Source organism: Paenibacillus sp. FSL R7-0048 (assembly GCF_038004505.1).
Classification (GTDB): Bacteria; Bacillota; Bacilli; order Paenibacillales; family Paenibacillaceae; genus Paenibacillus_AQ; species Paenibacillus_AQ odorifer.
Genome location: NZ_JBBORF010000001.1, coordinates 2,092,258 through 2,105,568, shown reverse-complemented (window position 1 = coordinate 2,105,568; position 13,311 = coordinate 2,092,258). Strand labels below are relative to the sequence as shown.

24 protein-coding genes are annotated in these 13,311 nt (G+C 43.4%); all 24 read right to left on the bottom strand.

What is annotated here, in order from left to right; genetic code table 11:
- Positions 1–405 (bottom strand): HK97 gp10 family phage protein, encoded by a 405-nt coding sequence (locus tag NSQ91_RS09020; protein ID WP_076303920.1) that lies wholly within the window; start codon positions 403–405, stop codon positions 1–3.
- On the bottom strand, positions 402–776 hold the full coding sequence (locus tag NSQ91_RS09015; protein ID WP_076303919.1) for a hypothetical protein: 375 nt from the start codon (positions 774–776) through the stop codon (positions 402–404). The genes NSQ91_RS09020 and NSQ91_RS09015 overlap by 4 nt, the downstream gene beginning before the upstream one ends.
- 1 nt (position 777) lies before the next feature.
- Complete coding sequence (locus NSQ91_RS09010; protein WP_076303918.1) at positions 778–1,146, bottom strand: phage head-tail connector protein; 369 nt, start codon at positions 1,144–1,146, stop codon at positions 778–780.
- Complete coding sequence (locus tag NSQ91_RS09005; protein WP_076303917.1) at positions 1,130–1,408, bottom strand: hypothetical protein; 279 nt, start codon at positions 1,406–1,408, stop codon at positions 1,130–1,132. Before NSQ91_RS09005 ends, NSQ91_RS09010 begins: the two co-directional genes overlap by 17 nt.
- 19 nt (positions 1,409–1,427) lie before the next feature.
- Entirely contained in the window at positions 1,428–2,420 is a 993-nt protein-coding gene (locus tag NSQ91_RS09000; RefSeq protein ID WP_076303916.1) for a major capsid protein, read from the bottom strand.
- Positions 2,421–2,446: 26 nt separating this feature from the next.
- A complete protein-coding gene (locus tag NSQ91_RS08995) occupies positions 2,447–2,803 on the bottom strand; it encodes a hypothetical protein (protein WP_076303915.1) in 357 nt (118 codons plus the stop codon).
- Positions 2,800–3,414 carry a phage scaffolding protein gene (locus tag NSQ91_RS08990; protein WP_340917439.1) on the bottom strand — a complete coding sequence of 205 codons (615 nt, stop codon included), beginning with the start codon at positions 3,412–3,414 and terminating at the stop codon, positions 2,800–2,802. The genes NSQ91_RS08995 and NSQ91_RS08990 overlap by 4 nt, the downstream gene beginning before the upstream one ends.
- A 143-nt stretch (positions 3,415–3,557) precedes the next feature.
- The gene (locus NSQ91_RS08985) at positions 3,558–3,719 is read right to left on the bottom strand and encodes a hypothetical protein (RefSeq protein WP_179088147.1); all 162 of its coding nucleotides are present in this window, start codon (positions 3,717–3,719) and stop codon (positions 3,558–3,560) included.
- Positions 3,720–3,728: 9 nt separating this feature from the next.
- Positions 3,729–3,977 (bottom strand): hypothetical protein, encoded by a 249-nt coding sequence (locus NSQ91_RS08980; protein ID WP_143763850.1) that lies wholly within the window; start codon positions 3,975–3,977, stop codon positions 3,729–3,731.
- A gap of 5 nt (positions 3,978–3,982) precedes the next feature.
- The gene (locus tag NSQ91_RS08975) at positions 3,983–5,743 is read right to left on the bottom strand and encodes a minor capsid protein (protein WP_076303912.1); all 1,761 of its coding nucleotides are present in this window, start codon (positions 5,741–5,743) and stop codon (positions 3,983–3,985) included.
- Positions 5,740–7,236 carry a phage portal protein gene (locus NSQ91_RS08970; protein WP_076303911.1) on the bottom strand — a complete coding sequence of 499 codons (1,497 nt, stop codon included), beginning with the start codon at positions 7,234–7,236 and terminating at the stop codon, positions 5,740–5,742. Before NSQ91_RS08970 ends, NSQ91_RS08975 begins: the two co-directional genes overlap by 4 nt.
- 19 nt (positions 7,237–7,255) lie before the next feature.
- Positions 7,256–8,512 carry a PBSX family phage terminase large subunit gene (locus NSQ91_RS08965; protein WP_076303910.1) on the bottom strand — a complete coding sequence of 419 codons (1,257 nt, stop codon included), beginning with the start codon at positions 8,510–8,512 and terminating at the stop codon, positions 7,256–7,258.
- Positions 8,505–9,002 carry a terminase small subunit gene (locus NSQ91_RS08960; RefSeq protein ID WP_076303909.1) on the bottom strand — a complete coding sequence of 166 codons (498 nt, stop codon included), beginning with the start codon at positions 9,000–9,002 and terminating at the stop codon, positions 8,505–8,507. The genes NSQ91_RS08965 and NSQ91_RS08960 overlap by 8 nt, the downstream gene beginning before the upstream one ends.
- Positions 9,003–9,055: 53 nt before the next feature.
- The gene (locus NSQ91_RS08955) at positions 9,056–9,403 is read right to left on the bottom strand and encodes a hypothetical protein (protein ID WP_076303908.1); all 348 of its coding nucleotides are present in this window, start codon (positions 9,401–9,403) and stop codon (positions 9,056–9,058) included.
- 172 nt (positions 9,404–9,575) lie between these two features.
- Entirely contained in the window at positions 9,576–9,785 is a 210-nt protein-coding gene (locus tag NSQ91_RS08950) for a hypothetical protein (protein WP_076303907.1), read from the bottom strand.
- A gap of 93 nt (positions 9,786–9,878) precedes the next feature.
- Complete coding sequence (locus tag NSQ91_RS08945) at positions 9,879–10,100, bottom strand: hypothetical protein (RefSeq protein WP_076104517.1); 222 nt, start codon at positions 10,098–10,100, stop codon at positions 9,879–9,881.
- Between the two features lie 154 nt (positions 10,101–10,254).
- Positions 10,255–10,776, bottom strand: coding sequence for a sigma factor-like helix-turn-helix DNA-binding protein (locus tag NSQ91_RS08940; RefSeq protein WP_305953685.1), 522 nt, complete (start codon positions 10,774–10,776; stop codon positions 10,255–10,257).
- A gap of 44 nt (positions 10,777–10,820) precedes the next feature.
- The gene (locus tag NSQ91_RS08935; RefSeq protein WP_076303905.1) at positions 10,821–11,042 is read right to left on the bottom strand and encodes a hypothetical protein; all 222 of its coding nucleotides are present in this window, start codon (positions 11,040–11,042) and stop codon (positions 10,821–10,823) included.
- A gap of 15 nt (positions 11,043–11,057) precedes the next feature.
- Positions 11,058–11,471, bottom strand: a complete 414-nt coding sequence (locus NSQ91_RS08930) for a YopX family protein (protein WP_076303904.1) — start codon at positions 11,469–11,471, stop codon at positions 11,058–11,060.
- A 245-nt stretch (positions 11,472–11,716) separates the two neighbouring features.
- Complete coding sequence (locus tag NSQ91_RS08925) at positions 11,717–12,133, bottom strand: hypothetical protein (RefSeq protein ID WP_076303902.1); 417 nt, start codon at positions 12,131–12,133, stop codon at positions 11,717–11,719.
- Positions 12,130–12,408: a hypothetical protein gene (locus tag NSQ91_RS08920; RefSeq protein WP_076303901.1), complete on the bottom strand. Its 279-nt coding sequence runs from the start codon at positions 12,406–12,408 to the stop codon at positions 12,130–12,132. Before NSQ91_RS08920 ends, NSQ91_RS08925 begins: the two co-directional genes overlap by 4 nt.
- On the bottom strand, positions 12,405–12,665 hold the full coding sequence (locus NSQ91_RS08915; RefSeq protein ID WP_370510748.1) for a hypothetical protein: 261 nt from the start codon (positions 12,663–12,665) through the stop codon (positions 12,405–12,407). Before NSQ91_RS08915 ends, NSQ91_RS08920 begins: the two co-directional genes overlap by 4 nt.
- Positions 12,662–12,997 (bottom strand): hypothetical protein, encoded by a 336-nt coding sequence (locus NSQ91_RS08910; protein WP_076303899.1) that lies wholly within the window; start codon positions 12,995–12,997, stop codon positions 12,662–12,664. Before NSQ91_RS08910 ends, NSQ91_RS08915 begins: the two co-directional genes overlap by 4 nt.
- Positions 12,994–13,281, bottom strand: coding sequence for a hypothetical protein (locus NSQ91_RS08905; RefSeq protein WP_076303898.1), 288 nt, complete (start codon positions 13,279–13,281; stop codon positions 12,994–12,996). Before NSQ91_RS08905 ends, NSQ91_RS08910 begins: the two co-directional genes overlap by 4 nt.
- Positions 13,282–13,311 lie beyond the last annotated feature (30 nt).

The window sequence follows — 13,311 nt, the reverse complement described above, 5'->3', positions numbered from 1 at the left end:
TCACCGCCCCATATGCTTCTCCATATATTTTTTCAGCTTCCGCTCCATGATCCCTGGTAACTCTCTCTTAAGTTCCTGCTCAGACAGTGTCAGCATGAATTTACCGTTAACCCAACCTGTCCGTAGTCTGGTAACATGGCCGTACTCTACATAGAGGGCATATTCTACATTATTGACGATCTCGACGTGTACACCGCCTCCTGGGAGCCGAACCACATCACCAATTTGCCAGCCTCGCCGTAAGTCTCCCGTTTTGACCGGGGTACGTGCTACGGTTTTAGCTAGCAACCTCCCGGCAAGTTCGCGAATACATTCCTCCATAAACTGAGGAAACTCATTTTGCATCCGTTGCAGGTTTTTCTGAAGCTTCTTAACGTCCTTGAAGTCAAACTTTCCCATGCTCATGCGTTCAATACCTCTTTTAGCTTAATCTCCTGATGAGTAGCATATCTAAATGCCTTACCCGCCTGTTCTCCTTTGAACTCCATGCCATTCTGCTGAACCGTGATTCGACTCCCTGGCTTGATAGTTACATCAGGAGAGATAAATAGCTTAGCATCGTAATTGACCTGATCGGCTGTCACTGTTTGTGTGGCAGCAGGTAAGGAAGACTGAGAGAGAGCACACGGCTCATTAGCCAAGATAATGACAGGCTGCTGTCGTGTTTTACCGCTCACTGGATCTTTTACATCCCTCATTTCCAAAACAGTACATAAGCCTTCATAGGTGCTCTCAATAGCTAACCGCTCTGCTGGTATATTACCGAAACTGACCATGTTACCACCTCAATCTTCGGAACGCTTGCAACTGAGCCGCATAATTCCGCACGAAAGCTGCTCCAGATCCGACCGTAACCGTAGCCTTAGCGGATCCGAACGCTGTTGTAACATCCCCACGTTTGATACTAGTAACTGCTGGTGCTGTTTGTTCGAATTCTGTCGGGTACTTCGTCCGGTAGTAATCCTCAGCTATATGAAGAACCACGTTATCTAACGCTTCAGGAATAGAAGAAATGTTGCAATAGGTCTTTATCTCCTGAACAATGGTCTCCAGAGCAAACAGTAACCTTTGATCCTTGGAGGTATCCTCTATTGTGATTGAGAGCAATTGTTTTAGCTTAGGTAGATATTTAAGATACTCCTCCATCAGACTCACCAGCTTTCAGGATAGCTGCAAGAACGTCCTCCCTTTTGGTAGCCTCACCGAGATCAATGTTATGATCTTTAGCGTACACCTTGAGTGCAGGCAGCTTCATCTCTTCCAAAGGAACAGATTCTTCAGGGATTTCCTCTCCGATAGCACCCAACTCTTGCAATCGCAAAGCCTGTTTATCATCTAATTCAATTTCCCCAGAGGCAACAATAACCCCGCCTTGAAGGACGGGGGTCAGCACTTTATATTTAGTCATATTTATGATAGCTCCTCTCTTAGACCGACAGGCGGTAGATTTGGGATGGTTGTTTGATACCTACAAACGCCGATTCCCCTACATAGATTTCATCTTGTGGCGGTGGACCAAGATCGCTTTTTGTAACAACATAAATGCCGGGTTCAAAGCCCTTTTCTACTGTAGGTCCGTGAACTGTGATAACTGGTTGCGCTCCTAGTAACGCTACAGTTCTCACAGGAAGCAAGCGAGATGCTGCCGCTCCTTCTAATGAGATTTGATCGTCATTGATCCGGATTTGAATTGTAGCGTCAGCCGCTTGAGCCAAAAGAGCCTCAACCTGTGAACGGTTTGGAATCATCGAACTATTTACTCCAAAGATAGCCCCTCTTATTTGCTCATTGAGTGTGATATCAAGCATTACGCTGCTGGACATATCAATATATACCGGCGCTAAGCCACCGTTTGCGTCTTTATATGCTTGTACAGCTGCCCGTAGATCATCTAATGGTGTAGAAGTCGCGCGATTACTCCATGCCGTTGCTGTAGGGACGATAGCAGATACTCCGAAACTAACATTAATCAGAACGTCATCCCCGGATTTGTACACAATGCTTCCCCCATAAGTGGCTTGAGCACGCAACCATTCTTCAACATCTCTAACGCCTTCGATCAATCGGTCCGTTTGATCATAAACCTTTTGAATAGCGCGCTCCCTTTCAGCTTGCACCCGCGGGTTCATAAATTTAAGCTGTTCACGCTCATCAATCCGTACACCGTGCTGAATCTTTGCTACTTCTTGAGTGAGTGTTTTGAATCCTTGCTTATCACGAAGTGGAGCTCCTGCATTCCATCCGGTAATAGAAGCCGATGGTACATACGTTTGTGTGAATACGTCATAATCGAACGACAGATCATATACTGTGTCGTGATCACTGATAGCATCAAGCAGGTATTTTTTTGGCAAAATCCGGTTCTCTACATATCCCATAAATTGAGGTTGTTTAAATTGATCCAGTGAAAGAATTCCCATTCTTTATTCACCCTTCCTTTTCTATTTTAGTAGTATCTATAACGACCGCCAGCAGCTGTCTTAAATGCTGCTGTAACCCCAGTGAGTTTACTTGCAACAACCAGCGCCTCAGCCCATGCACCCACAATCACATTCACAGTAGTAGCTTCGCCCGTAAATACATCGTGGTTTGTCAGATATGGTGTACCTGTATCAGCATCTGCCCAAGGTTTAGCCAATCTGTTTGCCTGGATGCTAACTGCTGTACCAGCTGGAATCAATGTGTTTAGTGCGAATTTAGTGCCATCCAGAGTAATGCCCCCGACTTTTTCGATAGATCCTTTAACTGTATAGAGAATTTCCTTTTGTGATCCGTATTCCTTAACTCTTGGATTCAAATTCATTTTTTCTCACTCCCTTGGTTTCTTTGTTCTGCAATAGACTTCCCGGCGTTGTACCCTTCAGGCGTAGTACCAGCAGGTTTTGTTGCATCAAGCGGTGTTGTCCCTCTGAATGAGGGAGCCGGCTGTTGCTGCTGTGGATCGGCTTCCGGCTTGAACAGGTATGCATCAGTACTTTTTAAGCCTGTGAGTTGTTCATCCAAGCCGACCAAATTCCCATCATCACCAAATATCAGCCTGGTCTTGTCAATCAAACCAGTTACCACCTTCTCGTTATGCACCTTACCAGTGAGTACAGCAGTAATGGCATTGTCCAATTTGATCTGTTGCAGGTCGGCATCATATTTGTCCTTTGCCGTTTTGTTATCAGTCTTGAGCTGATCAATCTGCTTCTTCAGATCATCTGACAGTCCAGCAGCTTTACTCAGATCCTCGATTTGCTTGTCCCGATCAGCGACATCCTTCTCAGCCTGCTGTTTAGCCGTAGAAACTTCGTTATACTGACTCTTCGGAACAAAGTGCTTCGGAATCTCTTTACCAGCATCTGCAATAGCTCCGTCAATCTTGGAATCTTCAACGCCCAACTTCTTCAACAACTCTTTCAACCAATCCATATATCATCTACCTCCATAGATTTGTATAGCTGCTCTCCAGCTTAGGGAGTGAACCGATATGCTCCGGTTCATGAGCAAATAGGCCGCGGTAGTCTCAACCGTGGCCCAATATAAAAAGCACCCTCGCATATTGGAGAGTGCTTCTACTTCAACAGTTCATTCAATTCATTTCTCAAATTCTCAATTTCCTTTTCCAAAGCGACTTCATCTTCATAAGTACCACGATCATGATTAACCATGTTCTCAGACACTTGATAGCTTTCTATTAGAGCTTCACAGAAAGCGCGAATCCTATCCTTGTCCATTAGCCCACCTCATAACCCGTATTTCTGTTTGATTAGTACCCATTTCATACCTTCTTCACGATTTAACCGCCGTTCATCCGCAGCATTAGCGTCCAGAACACCTACTGGCTGTTTCGAGAGCTCATCGCGCTTCTGAAGGTACTCATATCTAACGGCGCTGATCTCGTCTACCAAAGCGTCAAATCGTTCGCCTAGCTTATCGCGTTGCGGGGCAAACTGTTCAGCAATAGCCGCTCTATTCTCTTCTTTAGTTCGCAAGATCATCACTCCTTTGTATATTGTAGCGATTCAAGTAGCATTACTAGCTGTTCCATGGTTAGATGCTTTTCGTCATAACCTGTGAGTGCCTGCTCAATAGTTAGTAATGCAAGATACGAATCTTCTGCTTTATCAAGTAAACGGTTTATCTCATCTGTACTCAGGTTTATTGGGGCTGACTTCTTGAGAATGTACGTACTGCTGGAATCAACAGCTCGTAATTCCTTAATACCCTTTTGTATGAATGCTAGGACATCGTCACGGCTAAATGATCCACCTGCTTCACCGTCTATCGTAGGGTGATTATGGGTAACAATGCTCTTTTTAAGTACATCAGGTGGTGTAATCTTGTTGATATCAACGGATGCTTTATCACCCTTAACATGGATAACCTCACCTTCTTTAGTAAGAGCTATTGCATGTTCTTCCGGTGCATTCCTGATGGCTTGCTCCGCATCCTTTACATAGTTGCGGACGATATCAGGTTTAGATAGATCGATATTACCTAGTTTACGCGGAATGTCTGGCTGCAGCTTCGGTAGATCCATCTTACTGAGATTAATCAGCGGTGGTGCAGTCTTTCCGGTTTCATCATACCATTTCTCTGGTTCCAGGGTATATATGCTTTTCTCAGGAATTGGAATATCCTTTGTTGGCCCACCTGGAACCTCAATAGTAGGTAATGGAGTCTCCGGCGCTTGCTTAGTTGGGGTTTCAACAGTAACTGTCTCAGTAGCTTCGGGAGCGTACTTTTCAGCCCAGTCATTGTAGTTGATATCCTCTGGAACCTTATACGTTTTGCCATCTTCATCCCTAGCTACCCGCTCTTTGATGTTGTCCTCATAGTGCGGTATGGTGGTTGATCGGCAATAAGCATGCATAGGTGGATAATTGACATTAACCTGAGCATCTTCGATATCAAATACTTTCCCGTCTAGGTCTCGGCAAGTAATGGATGTCCGGCTGTCCAGTGTAGCAGTGTAGCGGTATTGCTCTACTCCAAGTTCTTTGTAGCCGGCTATACGAGACTGACCAGCGAAGTATGCTGATTCCGTCAGTATTAACCGCTCTGCATTCTTCCGTGACACATCGAAGCGTTTCATAAGCTGCTCTATCATTTGCTTAGAGGTATCACCACTAATAAGCCCCTGACTAAAGATGTTACGAAGCGTTCCAGTCAGCCTGACGCGATCAGTCCATATACGTTGGGAAAAGCTGCTGCCATCTGGTGCCCAAGGTGCTGATAGGATAGCTTCCAACTGCCTTTTATCGATCTTTGCAAATGAAGCTCCTATACCGATACCCTTTTCAAGTTCAAAAATACTTCGATAGTAACCATCCTTGTAGACGTTACCTAATAGCTCTGTTGTGCCTGATAGACGCTTAACAGATAATTCCTCGACATGTTGCTTCATCTGCAACTGAATGGATTCTAAGCGGGTAACACGCACTCTTATACTGGCATTCTCTAGTTCCTTCATCCAACGCTGATCTATGGCGTTCTCTTTACCGCGAGCAATGTAATCCTCAACGGTCCATTTGAATTCTTTGAGCTCGCCTGCTTTGAGAACTTGCTTAGCAGCGGATAAGCTCACAATCCCGTTATTATCTGCAAAACGCTGATAGAAATTATTAACATCTGTCTGGATGGATATCTGAGCCTTCCGGTATTCCTTATTCATCGCCTTCGTAAATGGAACACCTTTATCTAATAGAGACTCGTTGAGTTGTTCCATCCGTTTTGACCAGTAAGCAACTGATTTCATTCTTCATCAGCCCCTACCGGTGGAGGATCATCCTTATTAGGCGGTTTGTATGGATCCTCCTCAAGGTTCGCTGCTTCCTCGGTCTTAAGACGCTTCAGTTCCTCCTTGAGATTTGTTACCCATGGATGATTTGCTACTATTGTCTCATTTGATATAATGCCAACACTGTTTTTAGCATCTACAATAATATCAGATTCGTTTGTAACCATATCGCGGTTAAAAATAAATTCAACCGTTTCATTGGAAAAATCAGTGCCTGTTGTATTTTCGATGTGGCTATTTACAAACCAAAGCAATTGTTCAAGCGCAGCCTGGAATTCATTTTCGATATCATTGGCATCCAAATTCAAATCTTCATATAGGAACTTCAATGCTTCTCCGCTCGGTGCTGTAGAAAATTCATCCGATTGCGAATCCACCCCCCGCCCGAACTCATAAATATCATTACGGGTCATATCCATATGAAGTTTGTAAGCTTCTGTTTCGATATCGATATTTAGAGTATCTACATCAGCCCCATCTTCAGCTGAGACCTTAATTGCACGAAAAAGAGAAAGATTGCGGCGAAACTCTCCAAGATCCGTCCCATCATAGCCTTTAAGTTTATAAATACTATTAGGCAGGTCCTCCAGGTTGTTACTGTTATCCGATTTTTTCTTCTCGTAATCGTCGATTAGTGATTTCAGGAGTGATATCAGCGGAATCTCATCCTCATTGTATTTAAAACATATGAAGGGGATGTGCTCCCAGTTTAGTGCATATCCATCCTTTTTAACTCCGTCAATAGCTTCAAAATGACTACTAAATTCACCCGATTCCACATCCTTAATGAGTCCGCTCGTTGCCGGTACAGTTAAACTTCCTGTTCCGATCACATAACGGTTAACACCTTTAGAGTGCCAGAATTCAACCTTTTTGATAGTTGTTTTCTTTTTCCCTTCATAGGCATCTATCTCATAAACACGGATAAGCGCATCCAGTTCTGTATGAGCAGCGTCTTTCCATAGTGGAATGATTTCTTCAGACGGAAGTTTCTTAAATCGAAATCGGCCCTCTTCGTCATAATAAACATGCAACCATGCGCGACCTTTTTTTATGCTCTCCTTCAACAGGCTTTTTAAGAGTCGTTTAAATCCTTTATCAAAAATCCCTGTCAACAGTTCTGAATAAGCTTTGTTTTTGGTCTGGATGCTCATTTCCTTACTCAGCAAATAACCGGCTTTCTGATCAACGAGCTTTCGCAAGAATCCATGAACGATCTTATTATTTGCAAGGTTAGTGGCTTCAATCATCGCCCCACCATTACCAATAGTCATCCGTTTACGCTCCAAGATGTCGCTTTTATTCCGGTAATAACGTTCTCCGATTATCATGTCTTTCCGCTCTTGAGAAGACATCCAGTCATCGATTTCCTGCTTGATTATTTCTTCGTCAGTCATAGCTGATCGTGCACCTTTTTCGATGATCCGGATAACTTCTTCCGTTGTGCTCAATTAGTTTCCTCCTCTCCTATTAATCAAATGAAAATGACGGGCCCTTCATATCGCCCTCAAAGGCGTAACGGGTAGCATCAATAGTATGATTGTCCTTATCCTCCAACTTCGCCCGAGGATTGCCATCTGGGTCTGTTTGATAATCGATATTTTCAAACTCCCTAGCAAGGTTTGGTGTTCGCTTCGGATCTATAACGATTTCCTCCAGATCATCCAGCCATTTTTCGCCGTATTCAACTGATCCCGGGCCCTTCTTGGCACCTCTCATCTTTACATCAAGCTGATTACGCATTTCATCAATAGACTTTGGCTCTGCACTGTCTGCTGTTGTCATAGTAGTGTGATAACCTTTGTTTTTTATTACCTTTGCCAATTCTCTGTTCGAAATCTTCACGCCATATATCTCATCCATGGCGTATATTGTTCGGCGTGTCTTATCATAATGCCAGCGGACAAAAGCTACCGGATCGACACCGTACCCCCAGTCATTGCCTTGCCGTATATTATCGAACCTATTAACTTCCTCATCGGTTATAGTTCTGAATACTAAATTATCGAACGGAACTACCCCACTCCCGATTGCTTTACCGCCATATTCCCAGTCATATTTCTGCTGACTCTTTTTACGAACTTCTTCAGCTTCTTGGACGAATGCTTTTGATATATACGGGTTATCCAGGTAGGTAGAATGATGAACGTAGGTGTTATCAGGAATGAATTGTGACTCATACTTCTTGTTCACCCAACTTTGTTTCCGCTTAGGTGGGTTGTACGAGTAATAGAACGCATAAAAAAGACCATCTTCCAATTCTGCACGCAACACAGAATTTTCAATGGTCGAAATCTCTTCTTCAGTCTTGAATTCCGCTAATTCCTCGATCCACATTATAGCTATTGGGAACTTAGATACTTTAATGGATTTAATTTTCAGCGGATCGTCTGCGCCTCGGAATATGATTTTATTCCCACGAGGCAAGTAAATAAGCTGCAGCGGCGATTTCACAACACGCCAATATTGTTCCACTCCAAGTATTTCAATCGCTTCCTTAAGCTGCTCAAACACTGACTCTTCCAGTGTTCTGGCAACCTTGCGGATAACCAGCGCCGTAACCGGGTATTTCATCATGTCCTTAATAACCTTCAGCCCGATATGCGTTGACTTAGCAGATCCGCGACCACCCTTTAAGACATGTCTAAGATAGCGGTGTGAATTGGATGCTTTCCAGAACGAATGAAAGTGTGGGGTAATCTTTTCAGATAAGCGAACCTTAATCATCGTCTGAACCTATATCATCGATGATTTGAACGCCTATTTCCCCAGTGATTTGTTTATCCACCCACATGCCATAACGCTTACCAAGCAATTCCAAGGCTTTGATTTTATCTGCAAATTTGATTTCTCTTTCCACACCATCTGAATCCTGTCCGGGTATGGTTTTTACCTTGACTGAAGCGATAGCGGCGGTGTCATCCTCTGAAGCATCATCCCGAATAGTAGCATCACTGAAATTCACTACGTCCGGGGCGTTAAGAAAAGCAATACGGGCTAATTCACGCATGATTCGCTCCTGATTAATACCTGTTCTTCTGGACAAAACTGCCAATCTCTCATCTATACGCGCGCGAATGTGAGGTTTAGAAAGGTTCTCAGCACCTATCTCTTTTGCTGTTTTCACACTATATCCTGCTCGTATGGCCGCTTGTGTGGCGTTCAAATCAATCAAGTACTCATCAACAAATTTTTGCTGCTTGTCAGTTAATTTCATGTCATATCACCCACCCCCAATATTTTAAGCATGAAAAAAGCACCCGAAGGTGCTTAAATGTTTTTTATTACTAATGTCTCTTTGAATTTTTTGATAGTCAAACTTTTCAAAGCAGTATTTAAATCATCTGGAAATTTTGGAATGAGCTGCCCGTAATCATCGGTAGTACTACTATCTGCGAGTATTTCGTCATAAGTGATTGCAAAACTAATTCTACCAACGCCTGAAACACTGACACCCACTTCCCACTCCAACGGAGCACTACCCGTTAATTTCGAACTAGAAGGAAACCCTCTTTCGTCTAGCTCCATTGTGAGTTGAGATAATTCTTTTGTGATTTTATCCCTTTCGTTAATATACTCTGTGATATGATCCTGCATGTCTTTGATCCAATCTACCATTTTTTCCATCTCCCTTCGACTTCGTATTTCGACGCTAAGGAAGGATTTTCCTGCTACTATTTACCCATGTACCTTACTTCGCCGTCACCTCTGCAGCTTTTGGGGTTTAGATTATGGGTTATTTACAATACAAAAAGAGCCGCTTTTCAGCGACTCCCTACGCACTATTCACCTAAAAAAGTAATTCTGCAAGTATGACAATAAGAAGTGCTATTGCGGAACCTAAAATCAACCATTCGCCTTCGCCCACTTCTGAAAAGTCATATTTCTTATCTTCATCGACCGATATCTTGTTAAGTCCATTGTTTTGTCTACTCTTTACATATGCATTTGCGATTTCTTTCGAAGTTTTACGCACAGCATAATTAAACGGTTTCCTCATATATATCCACTCCCTGAAATCATATTTCGACATTAGGAAGTATTTACCTGCAACAAAAAAGCCGCCTATTGGCGAACTTAAAAATTAATATATTCAGATAAGCTGGTGCAATGCCTCTTCATTTATTAAGGCACGTATATTACTTTCACCAATTACTAACTCTGGGCCTCTTCGCAATGCTATTGTAATGAGAACATTGAGAATGTCCACTGTTCTATTGACAGTAGAAATTGCATACTCATTTGCCCTTTCCTCAATAAGACCATAATCATCACCAAAGACTTCCTTTGCCTTCTGTATTATTTCGAGGTACATCTTTCCAACCTCCTAATATCATTTGTATCTATAATAACATAAATGGTCGAGCTCAATTAACCGTGAGCTCATCGGCTGGCGTGGGTTTTTCACACACCATTCATTATAAGAGTCGAACCGTTAATAGGTTCCTCCTATATATAGTGGGCGTTTACTAGACAAAAAACAGGGAATTCTCTACGGTATCGCTAATCTTACGCTGCGCTCGTTGAATATATTCGCTAACGCTGCCGTAGGTAATGCCGAGCATCTTGGCTATTTCAGAATGTGGGATGCACTGCCCATGTGCTAGGGTATAACATTCTCGTTCCCGTTCGCTTAATTGATTTAGTGCGAATTCTAGTTGAAACCGTTGTTCGTCCGAAAGATTGGCGGGGCTTCCCGCTTTTGAGTCACTAGCGAAAGCCTGCATTCGTATTGGATCAAGTAGTATTTCTCGCTCATAACCAGCTCTACGTTCAATTCCTCTCTTATTTCCCGGTCTTCTTCCAGTGCTTAACCACTCTATAGCAAATTCACAATCTGACACCATTCCGGAGATTACCTTTTTATCATCAGCGTCAGCCTTCCTGTATGCTCGCTCCGCGCCTTTGAGGGAGAGTTGATAGTTTAGGGCAGTTGCTGGACCTAAGTCCGTTACCTTCACTACAGGAGCCTTGCTATTGGCGATGTTCATCCTCATTCCCCTTTGTGGTATAATTTGGTCGAGGATAAAAGCTGCTATTGCCCTGATGCGTCAGGGCTTTTTTCTATATAAATATCTTCCACCAACATAGAAAACATCTTCATATTCGTACTGATAGGATATGTGTTATACATATCTTTGAATCTAACCCAGCTCGGACCCCACGCCAGTACATTTACAGGCTCTCCAGGGCTTGCAATAAAGATAAACTGTCTATGGCCGGCTCTCAATGCATTTTGAGTGTCCCTGTATTTCATATCCTCTTCTCCCCCTTATACCTCTAGTAGTTCTGAATTATCGTAGATGTTGCCCATTATTTCAGCCTTTTCATTCTCGAAGTAAAGCATAGTAGATCCGTATGGATGATGACCGATAAGTTCTGCATTGTACTTCCCTTTGTTGAAAGTGACTCTATAATGCCGTATCACTTTTTCTTTAGACATAGGATTAATCCAACTTCCATCTATGATGTCTCCGTCATATATCTCCCGTTCGTTCTTGTCCTTTAATCCGGTGTACTCTAATAGTTCGAAATCCGACATCCTCAGAACGTGGTATCCCTTCCCGTTCATTTCCATGTAAACGCCCAATACTTTAGTATCAAAATTAATCATTACCAGATTTTCCGGCTGAATCATGACACCTAATGGCTTGTACCACGCTCTGTATTTCGGCACTCTACTCATCCGTTAGTCTCCTTTGATTGGGGTCTCAGCCCCCTAAATTACCAATTAATCCAGTACACCGGATCTGCATGCACTACGCCGATCAACAATTCATGTATTGCAAAACCTATAACCAACATTGCACAGAGAGTTTTGAACGTTTCCCACGCATTTTTCATGTGTCTCAGCCCCCTTATAAGTTCATCCAGCCCTGCGGCCTCCGCTGTCGCTATGTAATGCGGTCGAATCGGAGGCCTGACGGCCAATCAATACACTTTGAATCCTCCGGACTTCTCTGCCCAATCCGCAAACTCTTCAAACTTGTTAACCCAATCTTCTCGTATTTTCTGGGGCCACTTTTTCTCCCAATCCGGTGTTGACATAGGTAGGTCATTATTAAAGTGCAAATCATCTAATTTACGCTGTATTAAACAATAATTCCGGGCCATTCTCGCCATGATTTTCGCTTCTGAGGACGTTATTTTAAACCCGTCATTCGAAATGATAATAGGGTAGTTATGCTCCTCCTTGAATCGCTTATCACTTTCCCAGTTGTACACCCATCTGCCCCCCTTACTCTGGAACGGGAACAGGTATCCAACAACCTCCAACAGGACGGGCCAAGAGAACGCGCCCATGTGAAACCCTTCAATATCATTCTTTGGCATCAAATCGTAGCTCATTGGTTCGATCCCTCCCATGGTTCATTAAGCCATTTCATTATGCGGTCATACATTGGTTCTGTTTCCCCGTAGCCTGAGTTGAATGACTTCTTGTCCTGGTCGAAACTAATAGCGAAGCACATCCCATCTCGCATGTCCCAGTTCGGACGGACGTACTTGATATATTTGCTATGTTTGAAGTCTGAACGGGCAAAGCGGTGGTTCTTCCATATCTCTTGCATGATGGCTTTATATTGATCAGGTGTTAATGCGAGCTCTGGCGTTTCTGGTGTCATTGGTTATCTCCTTCCTCAACCGCCTCATAGGTTTCTGCGAATATATCTGGCTTACAAGGGTAGAACTCGCCTTTTACTCCTTTGATGATGTAGTCTCCAGGAGATGCCCATATTGTTCCTTCAAGCGTAATTATCCCTACTTTTCCGTTTAACGGTTGCGTCATATTACCTTCAGTAAAGTCATACACATCTCCGATTGTTTCAAATTTGATTGCTTCTATCTCCACAGGTTTCTTTCTGTACTTCGGCATGTCTATTCGCCCTCCTTGGGTGCTGGGGTATCTGGGTAAAGGGTGGACATAGCCTCTCCATATAATTCATCGGCATCGCCGCTTATCAACCAATCATTTTCATCGTTTACCGCCTTAATGATTGATTCCAGTTCTTTTACTCGTGCCTCTGCTGCGTCTGCACGCTCTGAGTATTTTCCAGCCTCAACTATTTGTTTCTCATATGCTGATTCTAAGCCGCCATACGCCCCCAACCAGTAGAACAGTGAATCAAGCACATTGTTAAGGTGGCTAATGTCATACTCATATCTGGCTGTATGGGCCATCTCCATATCCTTTTGCCAGTCCCTTTGTGTCATTGGGCTTCCTCCCCTGCTGCTTCAAATCCACCACAAGACGTTAAGTCATCTTCTAAATAATCTGTCTTAGGAGGATCTCCTTCCCATACTGGAAAATAAGGTCTCGTTGTACAGCAACGCTTACCATCATTCGTGTAAAAGAACCTGCAATCTTCGCACTTATCGACATGAGCGTCAGGACCTTCATTGTAGATTTCAGCGCAAGCTTGGCTGTCAGGAAATACAAACATGCAAGAGCTGCCGCTTACCGAACACGTAGAACCGTTAAATGCTGAACATGCCACGTTATATCCTCCTTGTGGGAGAGGAGGGCT